The 24413-nt window shown below is 67.4% G+C and carries 24 protein-coding genes; 14 read left to right on the top strand and 10 right to left on the bottom strand.

The genetic code is table 11. The annotated features are described in order from the left end of the window. Positions 1-24 precede the first annotated feature (24 nt). Both ACIA75_RS33220 and ACIA75_RS33215 read left to right on the top strand, forming a co-directional pair. A complete protein-coding gene (locus ACIA75_RS33220; RefSeq protein ID WP_397111113.1) occupies positions 25-957 on the top strand; it encodes a glycine betaine ABC transporter substrate-binding protein in 933 nt (310 codons plus the stop codon). Between the two features lie 129 nt (positions 958-1086). Continuing rightward, a complete protein-coding gene (locus tag ACIA75_RS33215; protein ID WP_397111006.1) occupies positions 1087-2757 on the top strand; it encodes an FUSC family protein in 1671 nt (556 codons plus the stop codon). A 40-nt stretch (positions 2758-2797) separates the two neighbouring features. Here the strand turns inward: ACIA75_RS33215 and ACIA75_RS33210 are convergent, their stop codons facing one another. Continuing rightward, positions 2798-3544, bottom strand: a complete 747-nt coding sequence (locus ACIA75_RS33210; RefSeq protein ID WP_397111005.1) for a maleylpyruvate isomerase N-terminal domain-containing protein — start codon at positions 3542-3544, stop codon at positions 2798-2800. Positions 3545-3699: 155 nt separating this feature from the next. On the opposite strand from ACIA75_RS33210, the gene ACIA75_RS33205 reads away from it, so the two are divergent. Beyond that, positions 3700-4293 (top strand): TetR/AcrR family transcriptional regulator, encoded by a 594-nt coding sequence (locus ACIA75_RS33205; protein WP_397111004.1) that lies wholly within the window; start codon positions 3700-3702, stop codon positions 4291-4293. Between the two features lie 14 nt (positions 4294-4307). Here ACIA75_RS33205 and ACIA75_RS33200 read toward each other — a convergent pair whose 3' ends face one another. Genes ACIA75_RS33200 through ACIA75_RS33185 form a run of 4 tightly spaced genes read right to left on the bottom strand, consistent with a single transcriptional unit; the run spans position 4308 to position 6761 of the window. Next, on the bottom strand, positions 4308-4586 hold the full coding sequence (locus ACIA75_RS33200; protein ID WP_397111003.1) for a cytochrome C oxidase subunit IV family protein: 279 nt from the start codon (positions 4584-4586) through the stop codon (positions 4308-4310). Positions 4587-4591: 5 nt separating this feature from the next. Beyond that, a complete protein-coding gene (locus ACIA75_RS33195) occupies positions 4592-5212 on the bottom strand; it encodes a cytochrome c oxidase subunit 3 family protein (protein WP_397111002.1) in 621 nt (206 codons plus the stop codon). A 41-nt stretch (positions 5213-5253) separates the two neighbouring features. Further along, positions 5254-6021 carry a hypothetical protein gene (locus ACIA75_RS33190; RefSeq protein ID WP_397111001.1) on the bottom strand — a complete coding sequence of 256 codons (768 nt, stop codon included), beginning with the start codon at positions 6019-6021 and terminating at the stop codon, positions 5254-5256. Further along, entirely contained in the window at positions 6018-6761 is a 744-nt protein-coding gene (locus tag ACIA75_RS33185; RefSeq protein WP_397111000.1) for a hypothetical protein, read from the bottom strand. The genes ACIA75_RS33190 and ACIA75_RS33185 overlap by 4 nt, the downstream gene beginning before the upstream one ends. Positions 6762-7067: 306 nt before the next feature. Between ACIA75_RS33185 and ACIA75_RS33180 the strand changes: the two genes are divergently transcribed. Genes ACIA75_RS33180 through ACIA75_RS33140 form a run of 9 tightly spaced genes read left to right on the top strand, consistent with a single transcriptional unit; the run spans position 7068 to position 16291 of the window. Then, positions 7068-7922 (top strand): MlaE family ABC transporter permease, encoded by an 855-nt coding sequence (locus ACIA75_RS33180; RefSeq protein ID WP_397111112.1) that lies wholly within the window; start codon positions 7068-7070, stop codon positions 7920-7922. Next, positions 7922-8776 carry an ABC transporter permease gene (locus ACIA75_RS33175; RefSeq protein ID WP_397110999.1) on the top strand — a complete coding sequence of 285 codons (855 nt, stop codon included), beginning with the start codon at positions 7922-7924 and terminating at the stop codon, positions 8774-8776. The genes ACIA75_RS33180 and ACIA75_RS33175 overlap by 1 nt, the downstream gene beginning before the upstream one ends. Before the next feature lie 9 nt (positions 8777-8785). Beyond that, positions 8786-10066 (top strand): MlaD family protein, encoded by a 1281-nt coding sequence (locus ACIA75_RS33170; RefSeq protein ID WP_397110998.1) that lies wholly within the window; start codon positions 8786-8788, stop codon positions 10064-10066. Beyond that, on the top strand, positions 10063-11100 hold the full coding sequence (locus ACIA75_RS33165; RefSeq protein WP_397110997.1) for an MCE family protein: 1038 nt from the start codon (positions 10063-10065) through the stop codon (positions 11098-11100). The genes ACIA75_RS33170 and ACIA75_RS33165 overlap by 4 nt, the downstream gene beginning before the upstream one ends. Before the next feature lie 6 nt (positions 11101-11106). Further along, entirely contained in the window at positions 11107-12198 is a 1092-nt protein-coding gene (locus ACIA75_RS33160; protein WP_397110996.1) for an MCE family protein, read from the top strand. Continuing rightward, positions 12195-13301 (top strand): MCE family protein, encoded by a 1107-nt coding sequence (locus ACIA75_RS33155; protein ID WP_397110995.1) that lies wholly within the window; start codon positions 12195-12197, stop codon positions 13299-13301. The genes ACIA75_RS33160 and ACIA75_RS33155 overlap by 4 nt, the downstream gene beginning before the upstream one ends. Further along, on the top strand, positions 13298-14410 hold the full coding sequence (locus ACIA75_RS33150) for an MlaD family protein (protein WP_397110994.1): 1113 nt from the start codon (positions 13298-13300) through the stop codon (positions 14408-14410). Before ACIA75_RS33155 ends, ACIA75_RS33150 begins: the two co-directional genes overlap by 4 nt. Further along, positions 14407-15687, top strand: a complete 1281-nt coding sequence (locus tag ACIA75_RS33145) for an MCE family protein (protein ID WP_397110993.1) — start codon at positions 14407-14409, stop codon at positions 15685-15687. Before ACIA75_RS33150 ends, ACIA75_RS33145 begins: the two co-directional genes overlap by 4 nt. A gap of 10 nt (positions 15688-15697) precedes the next feature. Then, positions 15698-16291 (top strand): hypothetical protein, encoded by a 594-nt coding sequence (locus ACIA75_RS33140; RefSeq protein ID WP_397110992.1) that lies wholly within the window; start codon positions 15698-15700, stop codon positions 16289-16291. 6 nt (positions 16292-16297) lie between these two features. On the opposite strand, the gene ACIA75_RS33135 is transcribed toward ACIA75_RS33140, so the two are convergent. Together ACIA75_RS33135 and ACIA75_RS33130 are read right to left on the bottom strand one after the other, a co-directional pair. Next, positions 16298-16885 (bottom strand): TetR/AcrR family transcriptional regulator, encoded by a 588-nt coding sequence (locus tag ACIA75_RS33135; protein WP_397110991.1) that lies wholly within the window; start codon positions 16883-16885, stop codon positions 16298-16300. A gap of 106 nt (positions 16886-16991) precedes the next feature. Continuing rightward, positions 16992-18215: a cytochrome P450 gene (locus tag ACIA75_RS33130; RefSeq protein ID WP_397110990.1), complete on the bottom strand. Its 1224-nt coding sequence runs from the start codon at positions 18213-18215 to the stop codon at positions 16992-16994. A gap of 104 nt (positions 18216-18319) precedes the next feature. On the opposite strand from ACIA75_RS33130, the gene ACIA75_RS33125 reads away from it, so the two are divergent. Next, positions 18320-18661, top strand: coding sequence for a YnfA family protein (locus tag ACIA75_RS33125; RefSeq protein ID WP_397110989.1), 342 nt, complete (start codon positions 18320-18322; stop codon positions 18659-18661). 92 nt (positions 18662-18753) lie between these two features. On the opposite strand, the gene ACIA75_RS33120 is transcribed toward ACIA75_RS33125, so the two are convergent. Together ACIA75_RS33120 and ACIA75_RS33115 are read right to left on the bottom strand one after the other, a co-directional pair. Next, positions 18754-19623, bottom strand: a complete 870-nt coding sequence (locus tag ACIA75_RS33120; protein ID WP_397110988.1) for an alpha/beta fold hydrolase — start codon at positions 19621-19623, stop codon at positions 18754-18756. 143 nt (positions 19624-19766) lie between these two features. Beyond that, positions 19767-20420, bottom strand: a complete 654-nt coding sequence (locus ACIA75_RS33115) for a Uma2 family endonuclease (RefSeq protein WP_397110987.1) — start codon at positions 20418-20420, stop codon at positions 19767-19769. Between the two features lie 319 nt (positions 20421-20739). On the opposite strand from ACIA75_RS33115, the gene ACIA75_RS33110 reads away from it, so the two are divergent. Then, a complete protein-coding gene (locus tag ACIA75_RS33110; RefSeq protein WP_397110986.1) occupies positions 20740-22065 on the top strand; it encodes a bifunctional o-acetylhomoserine/o-acetylserine sulfhydrylase in 1326 nt (441 codons plus the stop codon). 204 nt (positions 22066-22269) lie between these two features. Here ACIA75_RS33110 and ACIA75_RS33105 read toward each other — a convergent pair whose 3' ends face one another. Next, positions 22270-23625 carry a 2OG-Fe(II) oxygenase gene (locus ACIA75_RS33105; RefSeq protein ID WP_397110985.1) on the bottom strand — a complete coding sequence of 452 codons (1356 nt, stop codon included), beginning with the start codon at positions 23623-23625 and terminating at the stop codon, positions 22270-22272. Between the last annotated feature and the right edge of the window lie 788 nt (positions 23626-24413).

Raw genomic sequence — 24413 nt, 5'->3', positions numbered from 1 at the left:
CTGTCCGCACTGCTGATCGCCGGGATGCTCCTGCTGGCGGGTTGCGGTCTGCAGTCCGGTGGCGCGGTGCCGTTACGGGTGGGTGCGGGCAGTATCGGGCCGGTGCCCGAACTCCGGGACGTGCCGATCACGGTCGGGTCCAAGGATTTCAGCGAACAGCAGATCCTCGGCTACATCATCGAGTTCGCGATGGTCGCGGCCGGCGCCGAGGTACGAGATCTGACCAATATCCAGGGTTCGAACAGTTTGCGCGACTCCCAGCTCAGCGGCCAGATCGATATCGCCTACGACTACACCGGGACGGGCTGGGTCAACTACCTCGGCAACGAGAAGCCGATACCGGACGAACAGGGCCAGTTCGACGCGGTCCGCGACGCAGACCGCGCCGCCCATGGGATGGTGTGGGCGGCAATGGCCCCGATGAACAACACCTACGCGCTGGCCACCGCCCGGCGGACAGCCGAACGCACCGGTGTGTGGTCGCTATCGGACTACGCCGAACTCATCGCCACCGATCCCGCCGCGGCGACCTGCGTCGGCACCGAATTCAATGTGCGTCAAGACGGATATCCGGGAATGGCGCGTGCCTACGGTATCGACGAGAGCCGGGTGACCAAGCGCATCGTCCAGGATGCCGTGGTCTTCCAGGCGACCGCCGACGCCCAGCAGTGCACGTTCGGTTCGGTGGCGGCCACCGACGGCCGGATCCCCGGGCTCGACCTGGTGCTGCTGGAAGACGATCGCGCGTTCTTCCCGAAGTATAATGCTGCGCTGGTGATGCGTGCCGAGTTCGCCGACGCGCACCCGGAGGTGACCGCCGTCATGACGCCGATCTCCCGGTTGCTCACCAACGAGACGATCACCGAACTGAACCGGCAGGTCGATGTCGACGGGCGTGAACCCGCGGAAGTCGCGCGTGATTGGATGGTTGCGCAAGGGTTCGTCACCGAGGGCTGACCTCCTCCCGGCCCCCGAGGATCGGGATTCCCACCCCTTGCAGACCGGGTTTCCTGTTCCACCGCAGACCGTCGAGGGGGACATTCCGGCGTTGTCCCGGTGCACGGCTGAACGAGGAGGCGGTGGAAAGTGGTTGTCCCGGATGGCCCGAAGATACCGTCTCCCGCACCGGCCAGGTCGGTGCTGTTCGGGCTGCCGCCCGCGGGCCGCCGTTTTCCCGGCGCCGCCCGCGCCGCGGTGGCGTTCGGGGCGCCCGCGCTGCTCGCGGTGGCTCTTGGGCATGAGCAGCAGGGCTTGATGGCGGCCACCGGCGCGCTGGCTGTGATCTTCGGCGAAGGTCAGGTGTACCGGCGCCGCTGGCGGGTGATCGGCGTGGCGGCGCTGGGGCTTGCCATCACGGCGTTCGCCGGTGGTCTCACCGGTGAGCTGATCCAGTCGCGGCTCGCCGCCGGCGGGTCGCACTGGTGGCAGTTGCTGCTGGTCGTGCTGATGTCGGCGGTCGCGGTGGCAGGTACGTTCGTCAACTCGGCACTGCGCCTGGGCCCGCCGGGCGGGTTCTTCTTCGTCCTGGCCGCCGGCGTCGGATCGCTGATCACCGGTCACGGGGTTCCGCCGGATCAGGTGGGCCTGTGGACGGCCCTCGGTGGGATCAGCGCGCTGATCGTCGGTATGTCGGCGGCGCTCACCCGCGCCCGCCCGCCCGAGCAGCGGGCGGTGGCCGCCGCGGTCGCCGCGGTCCGCGATTTCGCCGCCCTCGACCCCGGCGCGGGCGATCGCACCGACGCCCGCTACGCCACGGCGATGAAGGTGCAGACGGCGTGGGCGCTCCTCGACGATGCCCGGCGGACCGGGTCCGGGTCGGACGATCTGGTGGACGCCCTCACCCGCGCCCAGCGGTCCTTCGCCGAGGCACTGCGCGGGATCGGGGACGACGAGTCGGACCTGCTGTTCGACACCGGCCGCCCCGCCCCGACCCCGCGCCCGTCGCTGCGGTACCGGATGCTGCGCTCCCTGTCGCCGGACAGCCATGCCGCGGTGTCGGCGAACCGGATCGGTATCGCCGCGCTGCTGGCCGGCGGCCTGACCGTCGCACTGGACCTGGGACGCCCCGACTGGGCTGTCCTCACCGTCACGGTCCTGCTGCACCAGGGCCCCGACCGCGTGCGCGGCACCTATCGGGGTGTGCACCGGATCGGCGGTACCGCGCTGGGACTGGTGCTGTTCACGGGTCTCTACGCCCTCGAACCGCGGGCCTGGGCCCTGATCCTGACCCTGATGGCCTTGCAGTTCGCGATCGAAACGTTCGTCGCCCGCAATTACGGGCTGGCGGTCGTCTTCATCACTCCGCTGGCGCTGCTGATGGGTGGTGGCGGACAGTACGGCAATGTCCTGCCTGTTGTCCGGGACCGGCTGACCGAGAGCGTGATCGGCGTCGTGATCGGCCTGGCGGCCCTGTGGTCGGTGGATCGCCGCGCACACCGGCGGGTGCTGCTGCGCAACGACCAGCGGGTACTCGAAGTACTCGATCGCATGCTGCCACTGATGACCGGCCCTCCGGACACGCGCCCGGCACTTTCCGGCCCGCGACGGGAGCTGGAATTCGAACTCATGGGTTCGACCCTCGGCGCCATCGACGCCGCGCACAACGAACCCGAGTGGACGCAGGCGCACTGGACCCGGCATCAACGCATCCGCCGGCTCGGGCACGGCGTCCTCGCCACCGACTCGTCCCCGGCCGCCCCACCGATCGATCCCGGCAAGCTGGACCGATGGTCGCGCAGTCTCGCGGAACTCGCGTGACCCGGCGGCACCCGGCCGGACATTCCGGCGTTCGCCGCGATCAAGGAACGATCGGCTCCCGCAGAAGTGCGTCGAGGTCGTCACGATCGCCGGCGACGGCGAGTTCCGCCTCGTCCACGGTCATCCGGCCCCACAGCAGCAGCGCCAGCCCCTCCGCCGAACCCGAGACACGCAATGCCACGCCATCGATGTCCCGGCCGTCCCCGCCGAGCACCCAGCCGGGAGTGCTCTCGACATCCGTGGCCACCAGCGCGAGCGGGAGTCGCAGCGGTGCCATACGCCCGGTACCCACCTGGCGCGGGTAGAAGACCGTCACCACTTCGTCCACCGTGTCGGCCCATATCTCGGGCACCGCCCGCATCAGACCGAATGCGGGTTTACCCGCGATCGCCGCGCGTAGATCGTGTCCGTGGACGAGTGTTTCGTGGACCTGCCGGCGATGCCAGAACGAGACCGGCCCCGCACCCATCGGTTCCGGGTGCGCCAGAATCCGCGCGGTGGCCGCGGGGTCCAATTCGGCAAGCGTTTCGCGTAATTCGGTCGCACAGGTGGCGTAGTGGTCGGCCAGGTCGAACGGGCCGTCGCCGAGCCGCGTCGCCTTCTCCGCGCGCGCGTTGGCGGCGGCCCAGTGGTGGGTGAATGCGAGATGCTCCACGAGTTCGCGGACCGTCCAGTCGCCGCACCCCGGGATCGTGGCCGCCGGATCCGCGTCGGCGATGGAGGCCAGGAATTCGCCCTGGTACTCGGCGAGCAGAAGCGGAAAGTCCAGGCCGGTGTGCGCGCTCATGACGCAAAACTACCGTCGATCGGCACCGTCGGCACCCCGGATCGCCGCGAGGTGGCATACCTCTCCCGGGTTTCCGGATCCGCCCGCCGGCTCGGGACATCGCTACCGCGGTGACCCATACCTACCTCGCCGGCACGGTCGGATAGCCTGCATACATGCTCGCCGACAGTCCACCGCAGCGGCCCTTCAGCAGTATCCGCTGGACCGCGGCGCAGCGCCGGACGATGGCGGCCGCGCTGGACCTGATCGGCGTGCACGGAGTGAGCGGAACGTCGCTGCAGATGATCGCGGATGCGGTGGGTGTCACCAAGGCCGCGGTGTACTACCAGTTCAAGACCAAGGAAGAGATCGTCGTCGCGGTCACCGCCAGCGAGCTGGCCATCCTCGAGGATGCACTGATCGCTGCCGAAGCCGAACCGGATCTGGCCCGCGCCCGCAGGGTGCTGCTCGACCGGGTCATCGATCTCGCCGTAACGCGCCGGCGCTGGGTGAGCACATTGACCAACGATCCGGTGATCGTCCGGATCCTCGGCGAGCACGAACCGTTCCGGCAGTTCATCAGCCGCCTGTACACGGTGCTCCTCCACGAGGAGCACGGCGACGATACGCTCGCCCGGGTCTCCGCGGCCGTGCTGTCGGCGGCAATCGCCGGTGCGGTGATCAACCCGCTGGTCACCGATATCGACGATGACACCCTGCGCACCACCCTGATCCACCTGACCCAGCGGATGCTGGATCTGCCGGACTGAGCAACGCACCCGCGCTACCAGAGATAGATACCCAGCACCGCACCCCACAGCACGACTAGCCAGGCGTCGGTGGCGATCCGCAGCCGGCGCGGCGCGGTGCGCACTTCCATGAAGTAGCCGACGATCAGCCGCCCTTTGACTACGCCGAGCAGAACGACCAGCACTGTGATCGGGGTGCTCGGCGATACCGGCGTTTCGCCGTGTCCCGGCGCCAGCGCCCAGGACAGCAGGGTGATCACGGACAGCAGGAGCCATACCGTGGTGGTCGCCTGCGCGGAAACGGTTCGGAGCACCGATGTCACCTCATCACGTACAGGAGGCCGAAGATGACGATCCAGAGCAGATCGACCATATGCCAGTAGACGGCCCCGGATTCGGCGACCGCGATGCGCCGCCGGTGCGGATCGCGCAGTTCCCGGACCACGATGCCCAAGATGAGCAACCCCAGGGCGACATGGAACAGATGCACGCCGGTCAGCATGTAGTAGAAGGTGAAGAACTCGCCGGCGGCCAGCGTGTAGCCGCCGGCGACCTCGGCCGACCACTCGTAAATCTTGATTCCGATGAACAGCGCCCCCAGCCCGGCCCCGGCGTAGATCAGACGCAGTGCTCGTTCGGTCGAACCGGCTCGCGACGTCTGAACGCTCCGCGCGACGCACCAGGAACTGGTGAGCAGGACAAGGGTGTTCACCGTGCCGAGGTCGATGTTCAGATGCTGTTGCGCGGCCAGGAATTCCTGCGGTGCCATCGCACGATGCACCATGAAGATCACGAAATACGCGCCGAAGATCAGCAGATCGCCGAGCACCATCACCCACATATGACCATCGCCGGGCAGCGGGAGACGCTCGGTGACCGCCGGACGGGACTCGCGCGTTTCTTCGGATGCGGCGCTGAGGGACCGGTCGGTGTCGGTCATCACGAACCCCTCTCGTCGGGACGGTATCTCGGCGCCCGGGGTCACGGCAGCGGCGGTTCGCCGGCCGGCTGCAACTGCCCGGCTCTGCGCAGGAAGGTGATCACACACATCAGCCAGAATCCGAACACCACGGTGCCCATCCAGAAAGAAATCGACCCGTTCCAGGCGAAGGGACCCGCCATGGAGAGAAACACAGGTGTGGCGAGTATTTCCGTGACGATCTGCCAGATCGTCACGTAGCCGAGCCATTTCGGGAAGATTTCGTTGCGGTCGTAGAAGATCGCGATCGCGAACCCGAAATATGCTGTTACGAAACAGCCGAGCGACCCCACATACGAGAGCAGACCCAGATCGTAGAGGAGTGCGAGAATCTCGGGATCGCGGTCGTCCCGGTAGACGGCAACCAGGAAGCAGAAGGCTACGAGCAGGCAGCCGGGCAACGCTCCGACGGCCATACCGGCCATATAGATGTAGGCGCCCACCGAACCCGCCGACATCCGTTTCATGTGATAAACGACGATGCCGTTCGATATTCCCGCACCGCCGACAATCAACAGCAGTATCGCGAAACCGATCTGGATGGTCACGGTGTGGGCGTCGAAGAAATTCCCGATCTGCGCCGGACCGGTATCGGGCCGGGGCGGGGGCATCACCCGGGCGAGCAGAACGAAGATCAGCCCGAAAGCGGTGTAGAAGGCCGGGACGATCGCGAAGCAGACCCAGACATCCCTTTTCCCAGCCGGTTTCGCGCCTTTCGCTCGCGGTTCCCGGTCGACCGCTCTGTCGAATACGGGCTGCGGAACTCTCATCGCGACCCACCCGCCTCCGCGGCCTGTCGGCGCAGCACGGTACGCAGCACGAAGAACAACACCACGATGAACGCCGCGAAAGCACCGTTACGCAGCCAGAACGAGATGGCGCCGTCCCAAGCCAGCGGACCGCTGGTCACCACCGCTGCGGCGGTGGCCGGCGCCATCGCGATCGCCGTGCCGACAGCGTAATGGGCTACCCAGCGCGGGAATACCGGGCGCGGCCCGTCATCGAAATAGATCGCCACGGCCAGCAGCAGGTTCTGTGCCACCAGGATGCCCACCGGGGCGATGAAAACGATCCAGGCCATATCGTTGAGCAGCAGAATCAATTCGGGATCACGGTCGGGCCGGAAGGCCGCGACAAGATAGAAGATATCCGCCAGCGCGAATATGGTCGCGCCGCTCACCGTGGCGGTCAGGTAGCAGTAGGCGAACACATGACTCTGGGTGGCCATCCGTTTCAACTGTGCGACGATCACCATGAAGAACGGAATCAGCATGATTCCACAGAGATTGAAGGTGATCATGCTGAATCTGATCAGCGCCTGATTGTCGGCGTAGAACGCGGCGACTTGTTCCGCCGGCATGTGCGGGGATATCGGTGGGAAGAAACCCGGAAACGCCAGGAATGCGATCAGCAGGATCACCCCGGCCACCGGCCCGGTCCAGATACCGATCCGCTGGATCTCCAGATCTGCGGCGGAGCTGGTTTCTTCCGCTTCGGCCGGAATCTGCATCGCACCTCGATTCGCTGCGGATCGGCGCCGGGCGCGGTCCCGCATCCGTCGTATCGGGACGACCCGTCGATCTAGCCGATCGGCTAGGTCGACTGTAAACGGATGGCCCTGAATTGTCGATACCCGCTCACCGACTCCTCCTGCGGCACAGACGGCTACCACACAGCACACCGTTTGTACGCGAGTTTCCCGCATATCATTTTTTCTAGCCGATCGGCTAGCACGGCGTAACCGGATCCGTTAGCCTCGCTCCAACGCCGCTGAGCAGAAGCTGATTACTCAGCGGGGGGCGGAGGTTTCGTGAGCATCGAACCAATCCTCGACACAGACAAGACCGCGGCAACCGACCAGATTGCGGCCTGGTTCCGCGGTTACTTTCGACGCCATCCGATTGCGGCCCTGGAAACCCTCGGCCGCCAGGTACTCATGGGCCGCCGGGCTCTGCGCTACCTGATCACCGACCTGGCCACCGGCCGCTTCCCGGTGGGCGAATTCGTGCACCAGGCCGCCTTCATGGTCCGGACTTCCTGGTTGCCGACCGTCGCTGTCGCACTTCCGATCAGCGCGACCCTGTCGATCCAATTCGGTTTGCTGGCCGGGCAGGTCGGGGCGACTTCGCTGGCCGGCGCCGCGAGCGGCCTGGCGGTGATCCGGCAATCGGCCCCCATGGTCACCGCGATCCTGCTCGCCGCGGCGGTGGGCTCCGCGATCTGCTCGGACCTCGGCGCCCGGACCATCCGCGACGAAATCGACGCCATGGAGGTCATGGGCGTCTCGGCGCTGCGCCGCCTGGTGGTGCCCCGGCTCGCCGCCGGCATCGTTGTCGCCACCGCCTTGACCGGATTGAGCTGTTTCATCGGATTTCTGGCCGGCTACCTGTTCAACGTCTATGTGCAGGGCGGGACTCCGGGCAGTTTCATGGCGACCTTCTCCTCCTTCGCCACGGCGAGCGACCTCTATCTGGCCATGGTCAAGGCGGTCGTCTTCGGGGTGATCGTGACGGTGATCGCCTGCGAGAAGGGGCTGAGCAGTAAGGGCGGGCCGGGTGGCGTGGCCGACGCTGTGAACGCCACGGTGGTCGCCTCCATCATCTTCCTGATGGTCGTGAACGTCGGATTCACCGAGATGTACACGATCCTGTTCCCCAGGACGACGCTCTGATGGCCGCGACCTATCAGTTCCCGGGGACCGCGCTGCCGATCGCGGTCGTCCGGGCATGCGGTCGCACGTTCATCAAGCTCGGCCATATGATCACGTTCTTCGTGCGGGCGGTCGTCTCGATACCGGTGGCGCTGCGCCACTACAACCGCGAATCGATGCGCATTCTGTCGGATGTGACCTGGGGAAACGGATCACTGGTCGTGGGCGGCGGCACCGCGGGCGTGATCATAGTGCTGGGGGCCGCCGCGGGCGCGATCGTCGGTATCGAGGGCTACAGCGCGTTGAAACTGCTCGGGATGGAACCCGCCACGGGTATGGTCGCCGCGACTGCCGCCACTCGCGAACTGGCGCCGATCATGGCCTCCATCGCCTTCGCCGCGCAGGCGGGCTGCCGGTTCACCGCCCAACTCGGCGCGATGCGCATCGCCGAAGAGATCGACGCCCTGCACGCCGTAGCGATCAGGCCGATCCCCTACCTGGTCTCCACCAGGTTGCTCGCGTCGATGATCGCGGTGGTGCCGCTGTATCTCGCCGCGCTGGCCGCCGACTATCTGGCGGTGGAATTCTTCGTCTGGGTCGCCGGTGGCGAATCGTTCGGCACCTACGAGCACTATTTCAACCTCGTGCTCGGCGGCACCGATGTGCTGTACTCGATGCTCAAGGCACTGATCTTCGTGGTCATCACCACCACTGTGCAGTGCTACTACGGCTACTACGCCGCCGGCGGGCCGCAGGGCGTGGGAGTTGCCGCCGGGCGGGCCATGCGGGCCAGTATCACGGTGATGATCTCGGTGAATCTGTTGCTGACCCTGACGCTGTGGGGTTTCGACACCGGTTCGCGGATCAGCGGGTAGGGGGTAACTGTGCCGAGTCCTTTCGAAGCAGACGACCGGAACCTTCCGGACTGGAAGCTGGTGCTGCGCGGGATCGGGTTCGCGCTGGTCGCCACCGTATTGATCACCGCCGGGATCGCCCGCTCACAGGGAGCTTTCGAGTCCACCGTGCCGGTCACCGCGCTGATGACCGATATCGGGGACGGGCTGCCGGTCAAGTCGGATGTCAAATACCGTGGTGTCCTGGTCGGCATCGTCACCGGTATCGAGCCCGGCGCCGCGGGCGGGCCGAATCGCGTCGGGATCGAGCTGTGGCCGGAGCAGGCGCGCGGAATACCCGCCACGGTCACGGCCCGCGTCGTCCCCAGCAACGTCTTCGCCGTGCCCTCCATCCAGTTGGTGGACAACGGGCCCGCCCCCACGCTGCGCGCCGATGCCGAGATACCGCAGGACCACAGCCTGGCCACCGTCCAGTTGCAGACCTCGCTGACCGCGCTGAGCCGGATCGCGGCGGCCGCGGGCCGCTCCCCTACCGATCCCACGGTCGGGATCCTGGCCACTGTGCAGGCCGCGACCAGCGGTCGCGGCGCGGAGATGGTGCAAGCCGGCGCGCAGCTGGAACGAATTGCCCAGGCGCTCAACGAGTTCGCTGCACCAAATGGCGCGCCTTCGACCATCGATGTGCTCGCGCGTGCCCTGGCCGGTTTGCAGTCGTCGGCGCCGGATCTGCTGGCGGCGGTGAATCATACGGCCGGGCCGATGCGCACCGTCGCCCAGCAGCAGGACCGCATCACCGCCCTGCTGTCCGGCGGGCTGGTCACGTCGACAAGTGTCGGTACCGCCCTCGCGAACCACACCGGCACCCTCACCGATATCACCGGCAAGATGGCACCCGTTCTGGATGTACTGGCCCGCGGGAGTCAGAACTTCGTGCAGATGACCACCTCGCAGGCGCGTCTCTCGCGCAAGTTCGGGACCGAGATCTGGAAACCCGAAACCCAGAGCGCCGCCGCCGCGGTCATCGTCGAACTCACGCCGCACAAGCAGTACACCCGCGCCGACTGTCCCCGCTACGGCAATCTTGCCGGACCCAGTTGCGCAACCGGCCCGGCCGGATCCGCGCCGGTGATTCCCGGCGGGTTCGTGCCCGCCAGTGCGGACTCCGGCGCGACCGGCGGTCCCGGCGAGCGCGACCGAGTGGCCGCGGTACTGGGCAGCGAAGCCGACGAACTGTCGACCCTACTGCTCGGGCCACTGGTACGCGGCAACGATGTCACTGTCACACCGGCCGCAACGGAGGGGCCGCGATGAGCTACCGCCGACCCCTCATCGGACTGTCGATCTTCCTGGTCATCGCCATGACCCTGACCTGGATGGTGTATCTCACCCTACAGCGCGGCGTCGCCGGGGAGACCCATTCGTATGCGGCGGTGTTCACCGATGCCTCGGGGCTGCGCGCCGGCGACGATGTGCGGATGGCGGGGGTGCAGGTGGGGCGCGTCGACTCGATCGCCGTCGACGGTACCCATGCCCGGGTCACCTTCGAGGTCACCCGGGATCAGACGCTCTACGGCAACACTCTCGCCACGGTGACCTACCAGAACCTGATCGGCCAGCGGTACCTCGGGCTGGCACCCGACGATTTCGGCAGTCCCGAACCGCTCGAGCCCGGGTCGGTGATCCCGGTCGAACACACCGAACCGTCCTTCGATATCTCCGGTCTGCTCAACGGTTTCCAGCCGCTGTTCAGCATGCTCGAACCGCACGATATCGACAAGATCACCGCCGCGCTGATCAGGGCGCTACAGGGTGAGGACGGGGCGCTGCTGGCACTGATCACCGAAACCAGCGCGCTCGTGAAATCGTTCGCGGGCCCGGATCAGGTGCTCGGCGCGATCATCGACAACCTCGGCCGGGTACTCACCGATCTGGCGCGGCACAGCGGCGAATTGCAGACCACGATCACCCAGACCCGCAAGATCTTCGACAGCCTGCACGCCCGGCGCGACACTCTTCTCGCGCAGACCACCGATATCGCCGTCGTCCTGGACCGGGCGGCGCAAGCCGTCGGGGGCGCGGCCCCGGCACTGAGCCAGTTCGTCGCCCGCGAACCGGGTTTCGCGCGGCATTTCCTCGAGAACAAACCGAAGTTCGCCTATCTGGGGGCGAACCTGCCGCTGATGCTCAAGGCGCTGGCACGGATCGTCGACAAGGGCGCCTATATCAATGCCTACGTCTGCGATATCGGCTTCAGCATGGTGCCCGGTTTCGACCCGCTCATAGCCCAGGTACTCGCGCTCGCGTCGCCCAGTGGGCGCGTCGAACATTCGGCGATCTGCAGGTGAGGACAAGTGACATCGATACTGCGCACGGTCGGCGGATACACCGCGACACTTCGGAATCGGCTACCGGCACCGCGGCGGCACACTGCCGCGGCCGGCCGCTCGGCCGGTCCGCTACGTCTCGGGATCGTTTCGGTCGCCCTGGTGGCGGCGGTTCTGGGGGCGACCGTATTCGTCAACTCGCTGCAGCTGGGAAAGACCACCTATCGCGCGCATTTCCAGCAGGCCGCGGGGATATCCGCCGGTGATTCGGTGACCTATGCCGGGGTACCGGTCGGCACGGTCACCGGTACCCGGCTCGACGGCGACCGAGTATCGGTGACGATGAAGATCGACCGAACTGTGCAGCTCGGCGCGGACACCCGGGCAGCGATCAAGCTCACCACCCTGCTGGGCTCGCGGTATGTCGAATTGCGTTCCGCCGGAACCGGTGTCCTGCCCGACCGCCTGATCCCACTCGACCGGACCAGTGTTCCCTACGCTCTGGAAACCGCCCTGCAGGACGCGACCACCACGTTCGGCGGGGTCGACGCCGACCGGATCGCGGCGTCGATGACCACACTCGCGCAGCAGTTGCGGGGACTGCCCCCGCTGGTCCCGCAGGCACTACGGAACATCGAGACCGTGGCCGGCGTCATCGCTCAGCGCCGCGACCAGATCGGTGCGCTGCTCCAGAGCACCGAGCAGGTCACCACCGTATTGCGCGACCAGCAGGCCGATCTCGGGGCATTGATCGGCCAAGGCCGCACCGTTCTCCAGGAGATCACCGCCCGGCAGGCGGCGCTGCGCCGGCTCCTGGAAGCGACCACGACACTGGTGCGGGAATTGGAGCCGATCGTCGTCGATGACCGCGGCAAGATCCAGGCACTGCTCGACGATCTGCGGGCGATGACCGCCATGATCGCGGATAACGACGCCCTGCTACGCAATATATTGCAGGTCCTGCCGGTCCCCTGGCGGCTGTGGGCCAATGCCACCGGCACCGGGGTGGAACTGTCGGCGAACGCCCCCGACGGCGCGTTCATCGACGCCTTCATGTGTGCCCTCAGCGGGCGCGCTGTCCAAATGGGTAAGGCACCGTACTACGAGGATTGCCGATGAACCGATTTACCCGCCGGATCGTGCTCGCTCTCATCGTGCTGGGGGTGGGCTTCAGTGGTTGTTCGAACGCGCCCGGCCTCCGTGACGCCGACACCATCATCACCGCCCGCTTCGCCAACGCCAACGGCCTCTACACCGGTAACGCGGTATCGGTGCTGGGTATGCGGGTCGGTGAGATCACCCGGATCCGGCCGGGAGGTACCAGTGTGGATATCGAGTTGCGGGTCGACGGATCGGTCCGGCTTCCCGCCGATGTGCTGGCGGTGGCGGTATCGGATTCGGTGCTCACCGACCGCCGGATAGAACTGAGCCCCGTGTACCGGGGCGGCGCCGAACTGCCCCGGGAGGCGGTGCTGGGTTCCGACCGCACCAGGACCCCTGTCGAATTCGACAGCCTGCTCACCATGGTGCAGCAGCTCGCGAACTCACTCGGCGGCGACGGTGCGGGAAACGGGCCGGTCGGTGATCTGCTCGACCTCGGCACCGGGGTCACCGCCGGCCACGGCGAGCAGATGCGCACCGCGCTGGGCGAACTGTCCCGGGCACTGCAACTCGGGAGCGACCGGGGCGCCGCGACACGCGAGGCGATCACCGCGGTGGTCACCAACCTCGACGCGCTGGCCGCGGTCGCCGCCCGGAACGATACGACGCTGCGCGAATTCGGCGCCGGGGTACACCAGCTCAGCGACTTCCTGGCCGCGCAGGGCCTCGGGTCCGGGGATACCGGTGCCCGGCTGAACCGGATCGTCACCACGGTCACCGAACTGCTGCAGCAGAACCAGGGCAACCTCGGCACCCTCGCGGGCAATACGAATACGATCTTCGGTGCCCTGGCGGACTATCAGGCGAATATCGGCGAATTTCTCGATGTCTTTCCGCTGGTCGTCGACAACGCCTACAACGCTATCGACCAGAACGCCGGCGCCCTGCGCGTGACATTCGATCTGAACCGGTTCCTGCTCGACGGGCAGATGGTGAAGGAAGTGTGCAATCTGCTGCACCTCACCGAACTCGGCTGCGACACCGGAACCATGCGCGATATGGGACCGGATTTCGGTCTCACCGCGATTTTGCAGGCATTGGCGGAGGGACAGCCACGATGACCTCGAGTCGATTCACCGGATTCCTCGCGGCGGCCGCGGTCGCGGCGTGCACGGCCGCCGCCACCGGCTGCTCGGCGAGCCTCGACGAATTGCCGTTGCCCGCGCCCGGTGTTCCCGGCAACTCCTGGTCACTCACCGCGACCTTCGCCAACGCGCTCAATCTGCCGACCAAAGCGAAGGTGCGATTCAACGGCGCCGATATCGGTCTGGTCGAGTCCATGGTGGCACGTGACTACACCGCGGTGGTCACCATGCGGATCCGTCCGGAGGTGGAACTACCGGCCGGAACAACCGCCGAACTGCGCTCGGCCACCCCCATGGGCGATGTCTACGTCGCGCTCGCCGCGCCGCCGGAGTCGCCCCCGGAGGCCGGGCTGCTCCGCGACGGTGCCACCATCCCGCTCGCCTCCACCTCCGCGGCCGCGACGATCGAAGAGGTCCTCAGCCGATCATCGCTACTGGTGAACGGCGGCGCGGTCAAGAACCTCACCGAAATCGCCCAGGCCCTCGGGGAACATCTCGACGGCCGGGGCGACCGGGTCGCCGCGGTGCTCGATCAGACGCGGCAATTACTGGAAACGCTCACCTCACGCTCCGATCAGATCGACGCGATTCTCGCGAGCGCCGCGGGACTGAGTACGACCCTGGGCTCCCAGCACACCGCCCTGGGCGACGCCATCGCCGCGGCGCAACCGGCCACGCAGGTTCTCGGCGCCGAAACCGATGCGCTCATCGACCTCGTCGACCGGGTGCACGCCATCACCCGGCAACTCGCCCGCTTCCCCTCGATCCAGGGCACCAACCAGGGCAGTATGGTCGCCGATATCAACGCGCTGGCCGCGGGTCTCAATGCCGCGGCGCTCAATCCGGAAGCGGATCTGGGCACGCTCAACGACATCTTGTCCATTGTTCTCAAGGTGACCAACGGGTCGTCGGCGCATGCCGATATCGACGTCGCGCAACTCGCCCTGGGCGCGGTGCCCGACCCCAATTTCCCGGGTGATCCGGGCGCGCGGCTGCCGGACAGCACCGACTGGACGGCCTTCGTCGGGTCACTGCAGTACATGCTGCAACGGCTCGGCGGGCGACTGAACGGTCCCCCGCGATGAGTCCCCGCGGCGCCCTCGTGGAACGGCCCGCGCGGATCGTCGTCGGCACGGTCGGCCGGGTCCGGCGTTACCGCGCCACGACATCTCTGCTGGGCTTACTGCTCGTCCTGCTGACCGGTAGCGGATATCTGCTGTTCGGTGCACTCGATATCAATCCGTTCGCCGCGAATTACCAGCTCCGGGTGGAACTGCGCGAATCCGGTGGGCTGCTCCCCGGCCAGGACGTCACGCTGCGCGGGGTGCCGATCGGCGAGGTCGCCTCGGTCGAGGTGGCCGGTGGCAAGGTGGTGGCGGTCGCGTCCATCGACGAACGGATCAGGATCCCGCATACCGGGCGGGTACGCACGGCCGCCCTGTCGGCCGCCGGCGAGCAGTATCTGGATTTCCTGCCGGAAACCGACGGCGGGCCCTTCCTCGCGCCGGGAGCGGTGGTGACCCAGGACCGGACGTCGAGCCCGGTTCCGCTGTCCACCATGCTGGAAGGTCTCTCCGGCATCCTTGCGCAGGTCGATCCCGCCCAACTCCGGGCGATCTCCGACGAACTGGGTGTCGGCGAGGCGGGACCCGGCAAACTGGCCGCCATCATCGACGGTGGTTTCTTCCTGATCGCCACCCTGGACGGGGTCCTGCCGGAGACCGTGAGCCTGCTGCGCAACAGCCGGACCGTACTCACCACTGTCGCCGATTCCGCGCCCGGACTCCGCGACACCGCCGCCGGCCTGGCCACCACCATGGGCGGGATCGCCGCCATGACGGGCGGATTCGAACACTTCGTCGACCGCACACCCGAAACCCTCGCGGCGATCGATACTCTCATGGCCCAGAACGCCCCGACGATGGTGCAGTTGCTCGGCGACCTCACCACCGTCGCGCAGATGGCGAACCCGCGAGTACCGGCGTTCGAGGAATTCTTCTTCCCGGGACAGCGGGCCGGCTCCGCGCTCGACGCCATGACCACCGCCTTCCACGACGGAAAGATATGGGCGCTGGCCAGTATCTACCCGCGCTATCAATGCGATTACAACGTCCCGCGCGCACCCGGACCGGTCCCCGATTATCCGGAGCCGTACCTGTATGCCGACTGCACCGACCCGGACCCCGCGCTGCTACCCCGCGGCGCGCGCAACGCTCCGCGCCCACCGGGGGTGAGCCCGCTGCCGGTGGTACCACCGGGCGCGGACCCGCTGGCCACCGCGGACCCGACCCCGACCGGGCCGCTCACCATCCCGACCCCCTATGGCGGGCCGTATACGCCGACTTATGTGCCGCCCAACTGAGGAGCCGTCAGTGACATCACCGGATGACCCCACCACGGATGCGGAACCCGACACTCCCACAACGGTTTCCACTGCCGAAAGGGAGAAGGATACGGGCCCGCCCACCACCGAATCGACCGGCGCCGGGCGGCCGGTGCGCATACTCGTCGCGGTCATGGCGCTGCTACTGATCGGCACCACCGGCCTGGCCGGCGTCCTCGGCTGGCAATGGAAGGACCGCCGCGATACCGACCGCGCGGCCACCGCCGCCCTCGCCGCCGCCCAGCAGTACGCGGTCGCGCTGACCAGTATCGACACGATCCAGATGGACGCAGACTTCGCGGCCATCGCCGACGGTGCCACCGGCGAGTTCAAAAATATGTACACCCGGTCCGCCGAACACCTCAAACCCCTTCTGGCACAAGCGCAATCGGTGAGCAAGGGACGGGTCGTCGCTGCGAGTATCCAGTCGGCGTCGCGAGACCGGGTCGTGGTCATGTTGTTCGTCGACGCCGAAATCACCAATACCACCACGCCGGAGCCCCGGCTCGACCGCAACCGCATCATCATGACCATGGACCGGGTCGGCGACCGCTGGCTGGCGGGCGAAGTCGAACTCGTCTGACCGGATTCAGCCGATCGGCAGCCGGGAGTCCAGCAGGAACGGCAGCAGGAAATCGCGCAGCATGGCCCGTTCCTCGGCCTCGTCGACGGGCGGCAGGGTCAGCAAGGACACGATGACCCGCACCGCCCACCGGCCCAGCCGCTGCGCTGCGTCGGGCGGTAGCTCGGGCCGGAACCGGGTGACGAATGCGGTGACGAGGGCGTCGATCACGGTCGACGAATCCGACAGCCGCGCCACGATTCCCGCGTTCGCCGGTTCGAACCAGACGGCCAGATGCGGTGTCTTACGGGTCTCGGCCAGGGTGGCGGCGATCCCGTCCAGCAGCCGTTCCGCCCGATCCGGCCCGTCCAGCCGCTGCTCCCGCCAGACCCGTTCGATCAACTGGGTCGCCTCCCGACCGGCAAACGCCACATACAACGACTGCCGGCTGTCGAAGTACCGGTAGAGCGTCGCCCGCGAACAGCCTGCGGCCTCGGCGATCTCGGCCATCCCGACGGAACCCGCGCCTTTGTCGATGACCAGCGCCCGCACGGCGTCCAGAATGCGCTCCGCGGCCAATTCGGTCCGCCCGGCGGCCAGCCAGTCACCACTCACGACAGCACCCGCGCTCCCGGGCCTGACTCGCTCATGCTCTGCCTATCGGGCATGAGCGAGGGCCCTGCGTGGTGACGCTGCGCTGCCGCCTCCGGGCCTGACTCGCTCATGCCGCGCACCGGAACGGCACGCTGGTGGGCCGCCGGACATAGGGGCCGGGAGCGTAGGTGACGGCGTCGATATCGACTCGGTAGTCCGGGAAGCGGTCAAGCAGTTCCTCCAACGCCACCCGCGCCTGCATCCGGGCGGCGGCCGCGCCGAGACAGTGGTGGGGGCCGTGACCGAAGGTCATGATGCGCTGCGGGTTGCGGTCGATGTTCAGTTCCGCCGCGTCGGCGCCGAAGGCCTGTTCGTCGCGATTCGCCGAGCCATACACCAAGAGCACTTTACGGCCTGCCGGAATCGTCCCGCCGGTCAACTCCACGTCCCGTGTGGTGGTGCGGGCGAGTCCCTGGACCGGTGAGGTGAGCCGGGCGAGTTCCTCGATCGCGACCCGGATTCGTTCGGGGTCGGCGGCGAGCGCGGCCCGCTGGTCGGGGTTCTGCTGGAGCAATTGCACGGCACCGCCCAGCAGCCCGGTGGTGGTGTCGTTACCCCCGGCCACCATGGTCCAGGTGTAGGCCAGGATCTGCACCAGCCCGTCCACATCGGAGTCGTCGGCCGCCATTCCGGCTTGCACCAGCAGCGACACCGTATCGTCGCCGGGGTCGGTGCGCCGCCGCTTGATCAGTTCGGCGAAATACCCCAGCATCTGCATCGATGCCACCTGCGCGTCCTCCGTGCGCTGTGTACTGGCCGCGACCACGGCATCGGTCCATCCGTCGAACAGCGGCCGGTCCTCCTCCGGTACACCCAGGTAATAGGCCACCACCATCGTCGGCAGGGGTTTGAACAGGTCGGTCACGATATCGCCGCCGCCCTGCTCCGCCAGCCGGTCCAGCCGTTCCCGCACGAACCGGCGGACCACCGGTTCCACCTCCTCCACCTGGCGCGGTGTGAACCCGCGCGCGACGAGCTTGCGGAAGTCGGTGTGCTGCGGCGGATCCTGCATCACCATCGGCGGATTGGCGGTGAGCCCGATCTGCTCGAGCTCACCGTACTCCACGGTCAGGCCCTGGCCGGAGGAGAAGATTCCGACGTCCCGGGCGGCCGCGTACACGTGTTCGTGCCGGGTGAGGACCCAGAAATCGTTCTCCGGATGCGCGGCCGGCACGACCCGGTGCACCGGGTCGTGCTCCCGCAGCCCGGCGTACATCGCCCACGGCGACCGCCACGTCTCCCCCGAGCACAGCTCGAAGCGCGCCTCACCCTGATACGTCTGACCCGTCATGTCGTAACGGTAAGACAGAATCAATCTTTTGTCTAAGAAATGAGCGGATTTCTTGGACAGCACCCGTCGAGCCATTGACCCGGCGCCTCGTAGGCTCGCCAACCATGAGCGTTGTCCGGTCCATCCTGCTGTTCGCCCTCGCCGCCGTTGCCGAGATCGGCGGCGCCTGGCTGGTGTGGCAGGGCATCCGCGAACACCGCGGCTGGATCTGGGTAGGCGCCGGTGTCGTAGCGCTCGGGCTCTACGGCTTCGTCGCCACCCTCCAACCCGACGCGAACTTCGGCCGCATCCTTGCGGCCTACGGCGGCGTCTTCGTCGCCGGATCGCTCCTCTGGGGCATGGTGCTGGACGGCTACCGCCCCGACCGCTGGGATATCGCGGGCGCGCTGCTCTGCCTGACCGGCGTCGCGCTCATCATGTACGCGCCCCGCAATCTCCCGGCCTGAGCAGCTCCGCTCACTGCCATCCGGGGGGCCGCCGATGCACGGCTGATCGATCCTGAGATCCGCTGCGGCCCTCGGAATTTGGACACGCTCGATCAGCTGATCCTGTCGAGGACTCCCCGGAGGATACCGGCGAAGGCCTCCGGCTCGCCCGGGTAGCCGGACTCGGGACCGGTGAATCCGCCGTGATGGCTGGGGAACAGAACCGGCTGCAGACCGAGTCGGCCGGCGATCGCCGTCGAGGTTCGGGCGGTGACCGTACCCGTCGACTCCTCGCCGTAGCCGATGACGATCCGGGTCGGTGCCGCGGCGAGAGCGGCGATGTCGGCGCGGTAGCCGACGACCGGCCACGAACGCTCCGACAGCAGCGGGTCGTCGCGAGCACCGTCGTCCTCGGCCGGTAGCCCGAATGCCGCGGGGTCCGCGGCGGGCGCGGCGAAATAGTCGTCGGTGAATTCGCCCTGCCAGGATGTCATCGCGATGAAGGCCGCCATTCCCGCACCGAAGCCTTTTGCCGCATAGGCCTCGCGATACCCGGCCGCCGCACGTTCGGCCGCCGCAGCATCGGGGAGCACGGCGAGCAGCGGTGGTTCGTGCGCCACCACTGTGGTCACCTCATCGGGGTGGGCGGTTACGAGCGCGAGCGCGACGATGGCCCCGCCGCTGCTGGCGAAGATCTCGACCGGGCCGGAGTCGAGGGCCTCGATGACGGCGTGCACGTCGCCGGCGTGGACGGCGGGGACATTGTCGACCCGGCCGTCGGTGCGGACGCTGCGGCCGAGTCCGCGCGGGTCGTAGGTGACGACCGTGCGATCGGGAAAATACGAGGCGAGCGCGCCGAAACCGCCGGCATCCATCGGAAGACCGATCATGAGCAGCGGCGGCCGCCCATCGGCGGTCGGAAGGGGTCCGAGGACGTCATAGGTGAGCGTTGCTCCGGGAATTTCGAGCTCGTGTGTCGTCATGCCGATACCGACGTGCCCGGAGACGCGAACTCATCGGCACATGCCCATCCGCTCGCACCGAACACACCGTCGAACCCTGAACCACCTCGACTCCGCCGGTCACCACTTCCGGCTACCGCTCGCGCCAGCGGCCCGGCGGTCGGTCAGTATTCGAGCTCGGTCCAGGGAATCCGGATGGGGAACGGATGGTCGATCTGTATGCCGTTCTCGTCGGCGGGTGTCCACTCGTCGACCAAGAGGTAATTGGTCGGATGCAGCGGATGGACATCGTCGGGCAGGGACGCGTATCCGGTCTGCAGGGCGTAGGCGCGGACCGCGGATATCGCACTGCGCGCGGACGCCAGGGTGACCTCCCAGTACCAGGGGATACCGGCGGCCGCATAGCGGCCCTTCTTCGCCTCCATATCCGACTGCTTGTTCGACGGTGACAGTACTTCGCCGACCAGCAGCGTATCGGCGGCCCGGACATCTCCGAACGGCGAGTCGAGACAGCGGTACACCAGAAAATCCGGTGTCAGGAAATCGGACTTCCCGCTGTTACCGAGGAAAACATTGGTCTCGAGGTTCACGGTCCAGCAGGTCTCGGGGTCTTCCGACATGCTCTTACGCGCGCAGCGTTCGAATGTGTTCGTCATGCGGCGGGTGAACGTCTGATGCTCACCCGGACCACGACGTAGCCACACCACGCGACCGTCCCAGAGCTCGATCTGTTCCGCGATCTCCTCGGGTAGCCGCTCCAGTTCCTCCCAGGTCATGTACTCGGGAAGGTCGGGGCGGTCGCTCTCCGGCAGGGACATATCGTCATGATAAGTGAACGCCCGGTGCCTGGCCGACGGGTCATTCCGGGCCACCATGCCATCGATTCCCTCCCCGCCCGGCGCAGAACCAGGCCTCTCCACTCACCCGGTGGCGGGCCTCGCGCCTGCGGCGGTGACGGGGCATAGTTGCAATCGGAGCGAACATAACCATGGACATTCCGGAGCCGGCGACCATAGCTTTGACGGGCCGCAGCGGTGCACGGGCCGCGGCAGGCCGGAATGCGTGTGCCCGAAGCTGTTTCGCTGCGCCGTCCGGTGCGATCGGCTGTAACCTCGACCCCTATAGGAGTACTCCGCGATGACCGAATCCACGCCGCCGGCCGATCCCAGCGCCGGCTGGAGTTTCGAAACCAAGCAGATCCACGTCGGACAGGTTCCGGACGACACGACCAATGCCCGGGCGCTGCCGATCTACCAGACGACCTCCTACACCTTCCGCGATACCGCGCACGCGGCGGCGCTGTTCGGGCTGGCCGAGCCCGGCAATATCTACACGCGGATCATGAACCCCACCCAGGACGCGGTGGAGCAGCGCGTGGCGGCGCTGGAAGGCGGCGTCGCGGCGCTGCTGCTGTCCTCCGGCCAGGCCGCCGAAACACTGGCCATCCTGAACCTCGCCGGCGCCGGTGATCACATCGTCTCCAGCCCGCGCCTCTACGGCGGCACCTACAACCTCTTCCACTACACCCTGCCGAAGCTGGGCATCGAGGTGTCCTTCGTCGACGATCCGGACGACCTGGACCAGTGGCGGGCCGCGATCCGCCCGAACACGAAGGCCTTCTACGGGGAGACGGTGTCCAACCCGCAGAACCATATCTTCGATATCCGCGGTATCGCCGATGTCGCGCACCATGCCGGGCTCCCGCTCATCGTCGACAACACCGTCGCGACTCCCTACTTGATTCAGCCCATCGCGCACGGCGCCGATATCGTCGTGCACTCGGCGACGAAGTACCTGGGCGGGCACGGTGCCGCCATCGCGGGCGTGATCGTCGACGGCGGCACCTTCGACTGGACGGTCCGGGCGGGTGACGCACCCCGGTTCCCCGGATTCACCGAACCGGACCCGAGCTACCACGGTGCCGTATTCGCCGATCTCGGTGCGCCCGCCTTCGCGCTCAAGGCACGGGTGCAGTTGCTCCGCGACCTCGGCGCCGCGGTCGCCCCGTTCAACGCTTTCCTGATCAGCCAGGGTCTGGAGACGCTGAGCCTGCGGGTGGAACGGCATGTGCAGAATGCCCAGGCGGTCGCAGAATTCCTCACCGAACGGCCGGAAGTCACCTCGGTGTCCTATGCGGGTCTGCCCTCCTCCCCCTGGTACGAACGCGGTAAGGAACTCGCGCCGAAGGGCACCGGCGCGGTGGTGGCGTTCGAACTCGCCGGCGGGGTGGATGCGGGCAAGAAGTTCGTCGACGCGCTGACGCTGCACAGTCACGTCGCCAATATCGGCGATGTGCGTTCGCTGGTCATCCACCCCGCGTCGACCACCCATTCCCAGTTGACACCCGAGGAGCAGCTGAGCTCTGGGGTCACGCCGGGGTTGGTGCGACTCGCGGTCGGTATCGAGGGGATCGACGATATCCTCGCCGACCTGCGCGTGGGTTTCGCGGCCGCGGCCTCCTAGGCTCCGCCCTCGAACAGCCGTTCTGCGAAAGCCGGGCCCGCTTCCCAGCGGGCCCGGCTTCGTACTGTCGCGCGCCCGGCCGGCCCGGTCGGCGACCGCCGCGACGAATGGATCGAACTCGGATATACGCGCCCGCCGACTCGCCCGTGGCCGTAGGCCGTCCCGCGCCGAAGACCGGACACGAAGTTTGCTTGCCGGACGGTTCTACTGGCGTGGGCGGACGATGAGCGCCGCGCGCCGGTACCAGAAACTGGCGGTATTTCCTTCGTTGCCCGTGTATCCCTCGATTTCCGACGCGAACGGCTCCAGCGTCGAATTCGATTCGCCCGAACACAACTCCTCGTCCCGAATCTCCCGCACCTCGGGCTCACCGGCTGCCCCCGACCGGTCGATCAGCCAGGTCAACCTGATATTCGACCACCGCAGGTCGCCGAGATCCTTCGACCCCGGTGCCAAGTGAAGACTGGAGCGTATGGGAATGCTCGCGGGGTCGACGGGCGCGGGCTCCACCATATCCCCGTCGTCGTCGAACTCGACCTCCGAGCTTTCGACGCATTTCCACCCGTCCTCGACGCGTTCCCAGCGCTCGCGGTAGATCATCATCCACGAGGTGTAGTCCTCGTCGTAGGACTCCATGGCCTCCGCGAGGGCCAGCACTGTGTCGTATCCCGCGCTGTCGGCCGCCGCGAGCATCATCGCGGCGCGGGCAGCATCGCCGCCCTTGAGCTGATCCCACCCGAACCCCTGCTGGGAATACTGATGATCCAGCAGGTAGACCAGCTGACGCGGCAGACGTGTCACCGGCTCGCGGTCGGTTGACCTCGTCGGCATTTCCACCGGTGTGGTGAAATGCGCGCGGAACTGCTCGGCCAGGAGCGCGACCGACGGATGCGTGGCGAACGCGGCGGCATCCGGTCCGGTACGGCCCCGCGCCACCAGGTTGTAGGTCAGCGTGATCCGGAAACCGTCGGTGACCGGCAGCACCTCGTGCTCGCAGTCACCGTAGAACGCGACGAAGGACAGTTCCGCCGGCGAACCCTGGTCGGTGATCTTCGTCCCCTGCTGCTCGATCACCAGCTCCCCGCCGGTGAACACCGAGGGCAGAGTCACCACCAGCGTGCCGATCATCCCCTCGGCCTTCTCCGAATCCTGGTGGCGCCGAAAGAATTGTCCCGGCTCGTACACCAGCATCGAATGCGGCTCCGCCGACAGTTCGCAGTCCGGCGCCAGACCCAGCTCGGCCCGCAGTAGGTCCACTACGGGCAGCAGCGTCTCGTGCCACCGCTGCTCGTCGATCGTCACCAGGTTCCGCGGAACCTCCCAGGTGTCACGCACATTCGCGTCCAGCAGGGTCTGGTCGCGCCGACCGTACCGCGCCGGCCGGGCGACCTCGCACAGTTGCCGCGCCCGATCCGGCGTCACCGGAAACCCGATCGGCCCCACCCCCTCGACTTCGATCGCCAGGTTCTCCGCCGAACCCGTACGGCGCGCGGCAAAGGAACCGGCCGGCGGCACCGCACCCATGAGCTCGCCGACAACCCGTAAAGTCTTCTCCGTCATGCACTTCTCCCGTATTCGACAACGTGCACGCGCATCCTGTCAGGACCCACCGACGATCCGGCCCGGGAACCCACTCACGGGCCCGACGCACACCTCGGCGCCGCACACCGGCCGACCGCGCAGGCTGTGCGAACACGGGCCGGGGCAACCCCACCCGTACGACTCGCTGCTGTGGCCGGCGGGCCGATCGCGGCGGCGCCGCTCACGAGGTCCGGCGGCTGCGTCCCCGATCACCTACCGGCGACGTTCTCAGATCGGGACGCAGGGCGTGCCCGACGAGTACACGTGCAACACGCAGCGGACGGACAGGATGATGGCGTCGGCCAACTCGGCCGGGGTGTAAGCGAACGGGTGCATGAACAGTCCTCCGTTGTGCGGGGCCGGTGGTTCCGGCCGGGCGGCCATTCTTTGCGTGATGCGTTCCCGTCAAGCCTGCGCTCTCCTCACTGTTCGCGCGCCGATTCGCCGGATACGACTCCACATCGACTTCGGGTGCCCCGGTCCGGTTCGTCATGGGTGTCCTGCGGCCGACGTCCGCACGGTGGGGCACCCGGCAGCGGTGGCACTGCAGTGACCGTTGTTCCCGGACCCGGCGGATCGCCGGAGGCAGAGTCGCGGGGGCGGTTGTTCCGGGCAGCGGAGGCAGGCCCGGGCGCATGGAAGGCGTCAGGGCGGGGACGTGGGGCGTAAAGGACTCGTCAACGTGCGGGGCGCCGGGGTGCGCGGCTCGTAGTTTCGATCCGGTCGGGCAGCCGCAACCGGTCGGTTGTGTCGTGCTGCCCCCCGGA

Source organism: Nocardia sp. NPDC051750, assembly GCF_044453135.1.
GTDB lineage: Bacteria > Actinomycetota > Actinomycetes > Mycobacteriales > Mycobacteriaceae > Nocardia.
This window is presented reverse-complemented; position numbering and strand designations above follow the sequence as displayed.

Bases quoted from the DNA above. Each gene is read 5' to 3' on its own strand.
- ACIA75_RS33205 (WP_397111004.1), top strand. From the start codon at position 3,700: ATGCTCGCCGACAGTCCACCGCAGCGGCCCTTCAGCAGTATCCGCTGG.
- ACIA75_RS33190 (WP_397111001.1), bottom strand. From the start codon at position 6,021: ATGAGAGTTCCGCAGCCCGTATTCGACAGAGCGGTCGACCGGGAACCG.
- ACIA75_RS33120 (WP_397110988.1), bottom strand. From the start codon at position 19,623: ATGACGACACACGAGCTCGAAATTCCCGGAGCAACGCTCACCTATGAC.
- ACIA75_RS33145 (WP_397110993.1), top strand. From the start codon at position 14,407: ATGAGTCCCCGCGGCGCCCTCGTGGAACGGCCCGCGCGGATCGTCGTC.
- ACIA75_RS33165 (WP_397110997.1), top strand. From the start codon at position 10,063: ATGAGCTACCGCCGACCCCTCATCGGACTGTCGATCTTCCTGGTCATC.
- ACIA75_RS33130 (WP_397110990.1), bottom strand. From the start codon at position 18,215: ATGACGGGTCAGACGTATCAGGGTGAGGCGCGCTTCGAGCTGTGCTCG.
- ACIA75_RS33175 (WP_397110999.1), top strand. From the start codon at position 7,922: ATGGCCGCGACCTATCAGTTCCCGGGGACCGCGCTGCCGATCGCGGTC.
- ACIA75_RS33125 (WP_397110989.1), top strand. From the start codon at position 18,320: ATGAGCGTTGTCCGGTCCATCCTGCTGTTCGCCCTCGCCGCCGTTGCC.
- ACIA75_RS33195 (WP_397111002.1), bottom strand. From the start codon at position 5,212: ATGACCGACACCGACCGGTCCCTCAGCGCCGCATCCGAAGAAACGCGC.
- ACIA75_RS33115 (WP_397110987.1), bottom strand. From the start codon at position 20,420: ATGTCCCTGCCGGAGAGCGACCGCCCCGACCTTCCCGAGTACATGACC.
- ACIA75_RS33105 (WP_397110985.1), bottom strand. From the start codon at position 23,625: ATGACGGAGAAGACTTTACGGGTTGTCGGCGAGCTCATGGGTGCGGTG.
- ACIA75_RS33185 (WP_397111000.1), bottom strand. From the start codon at position 6,761: ATGCAGATTCCGGCCGAAGCGGAAGAAACCAGCTCCGCCGCAGATCTG.
- ACIA75_RS33210 (WP_397111005.1), bottom strand. From the start codon at position 3,544: ATGAGCGCGCACACCGGCCTGGACTTTCCGCTTCTGCTCGCCGAGTAC.
- ACIA75_RS33150 (WP_397110994.1), top strand. From the start codon at position 13,298: ATGACCTCGAGTCGATTCACCGGATTCCTCGCGGCGGCCGCGGTCGCG.
- ACIA75_RS33220 (WP_397111113.1), top strand. From the start codon at position 25: ATGCTCCTGCTGGCGGGTTGCGGTCTGCAGTCCGGTGGCGCGGTGCCG.
- ACIA75_RS33110 (WP_397110986.1), top strand. From the start codon at position 20,740: ATGACCGAATCCACGCCGCCGGCCGATCCCAGCGCCGGCTGGAGTTTC.
- ACIA75_RS33155 (WP_397110995.1), top strand. From the start codon at position 12,195: ATGAACCGATTTACCCGCCGGATCGTGCTCGCTCTCATCGTGCTGGGG.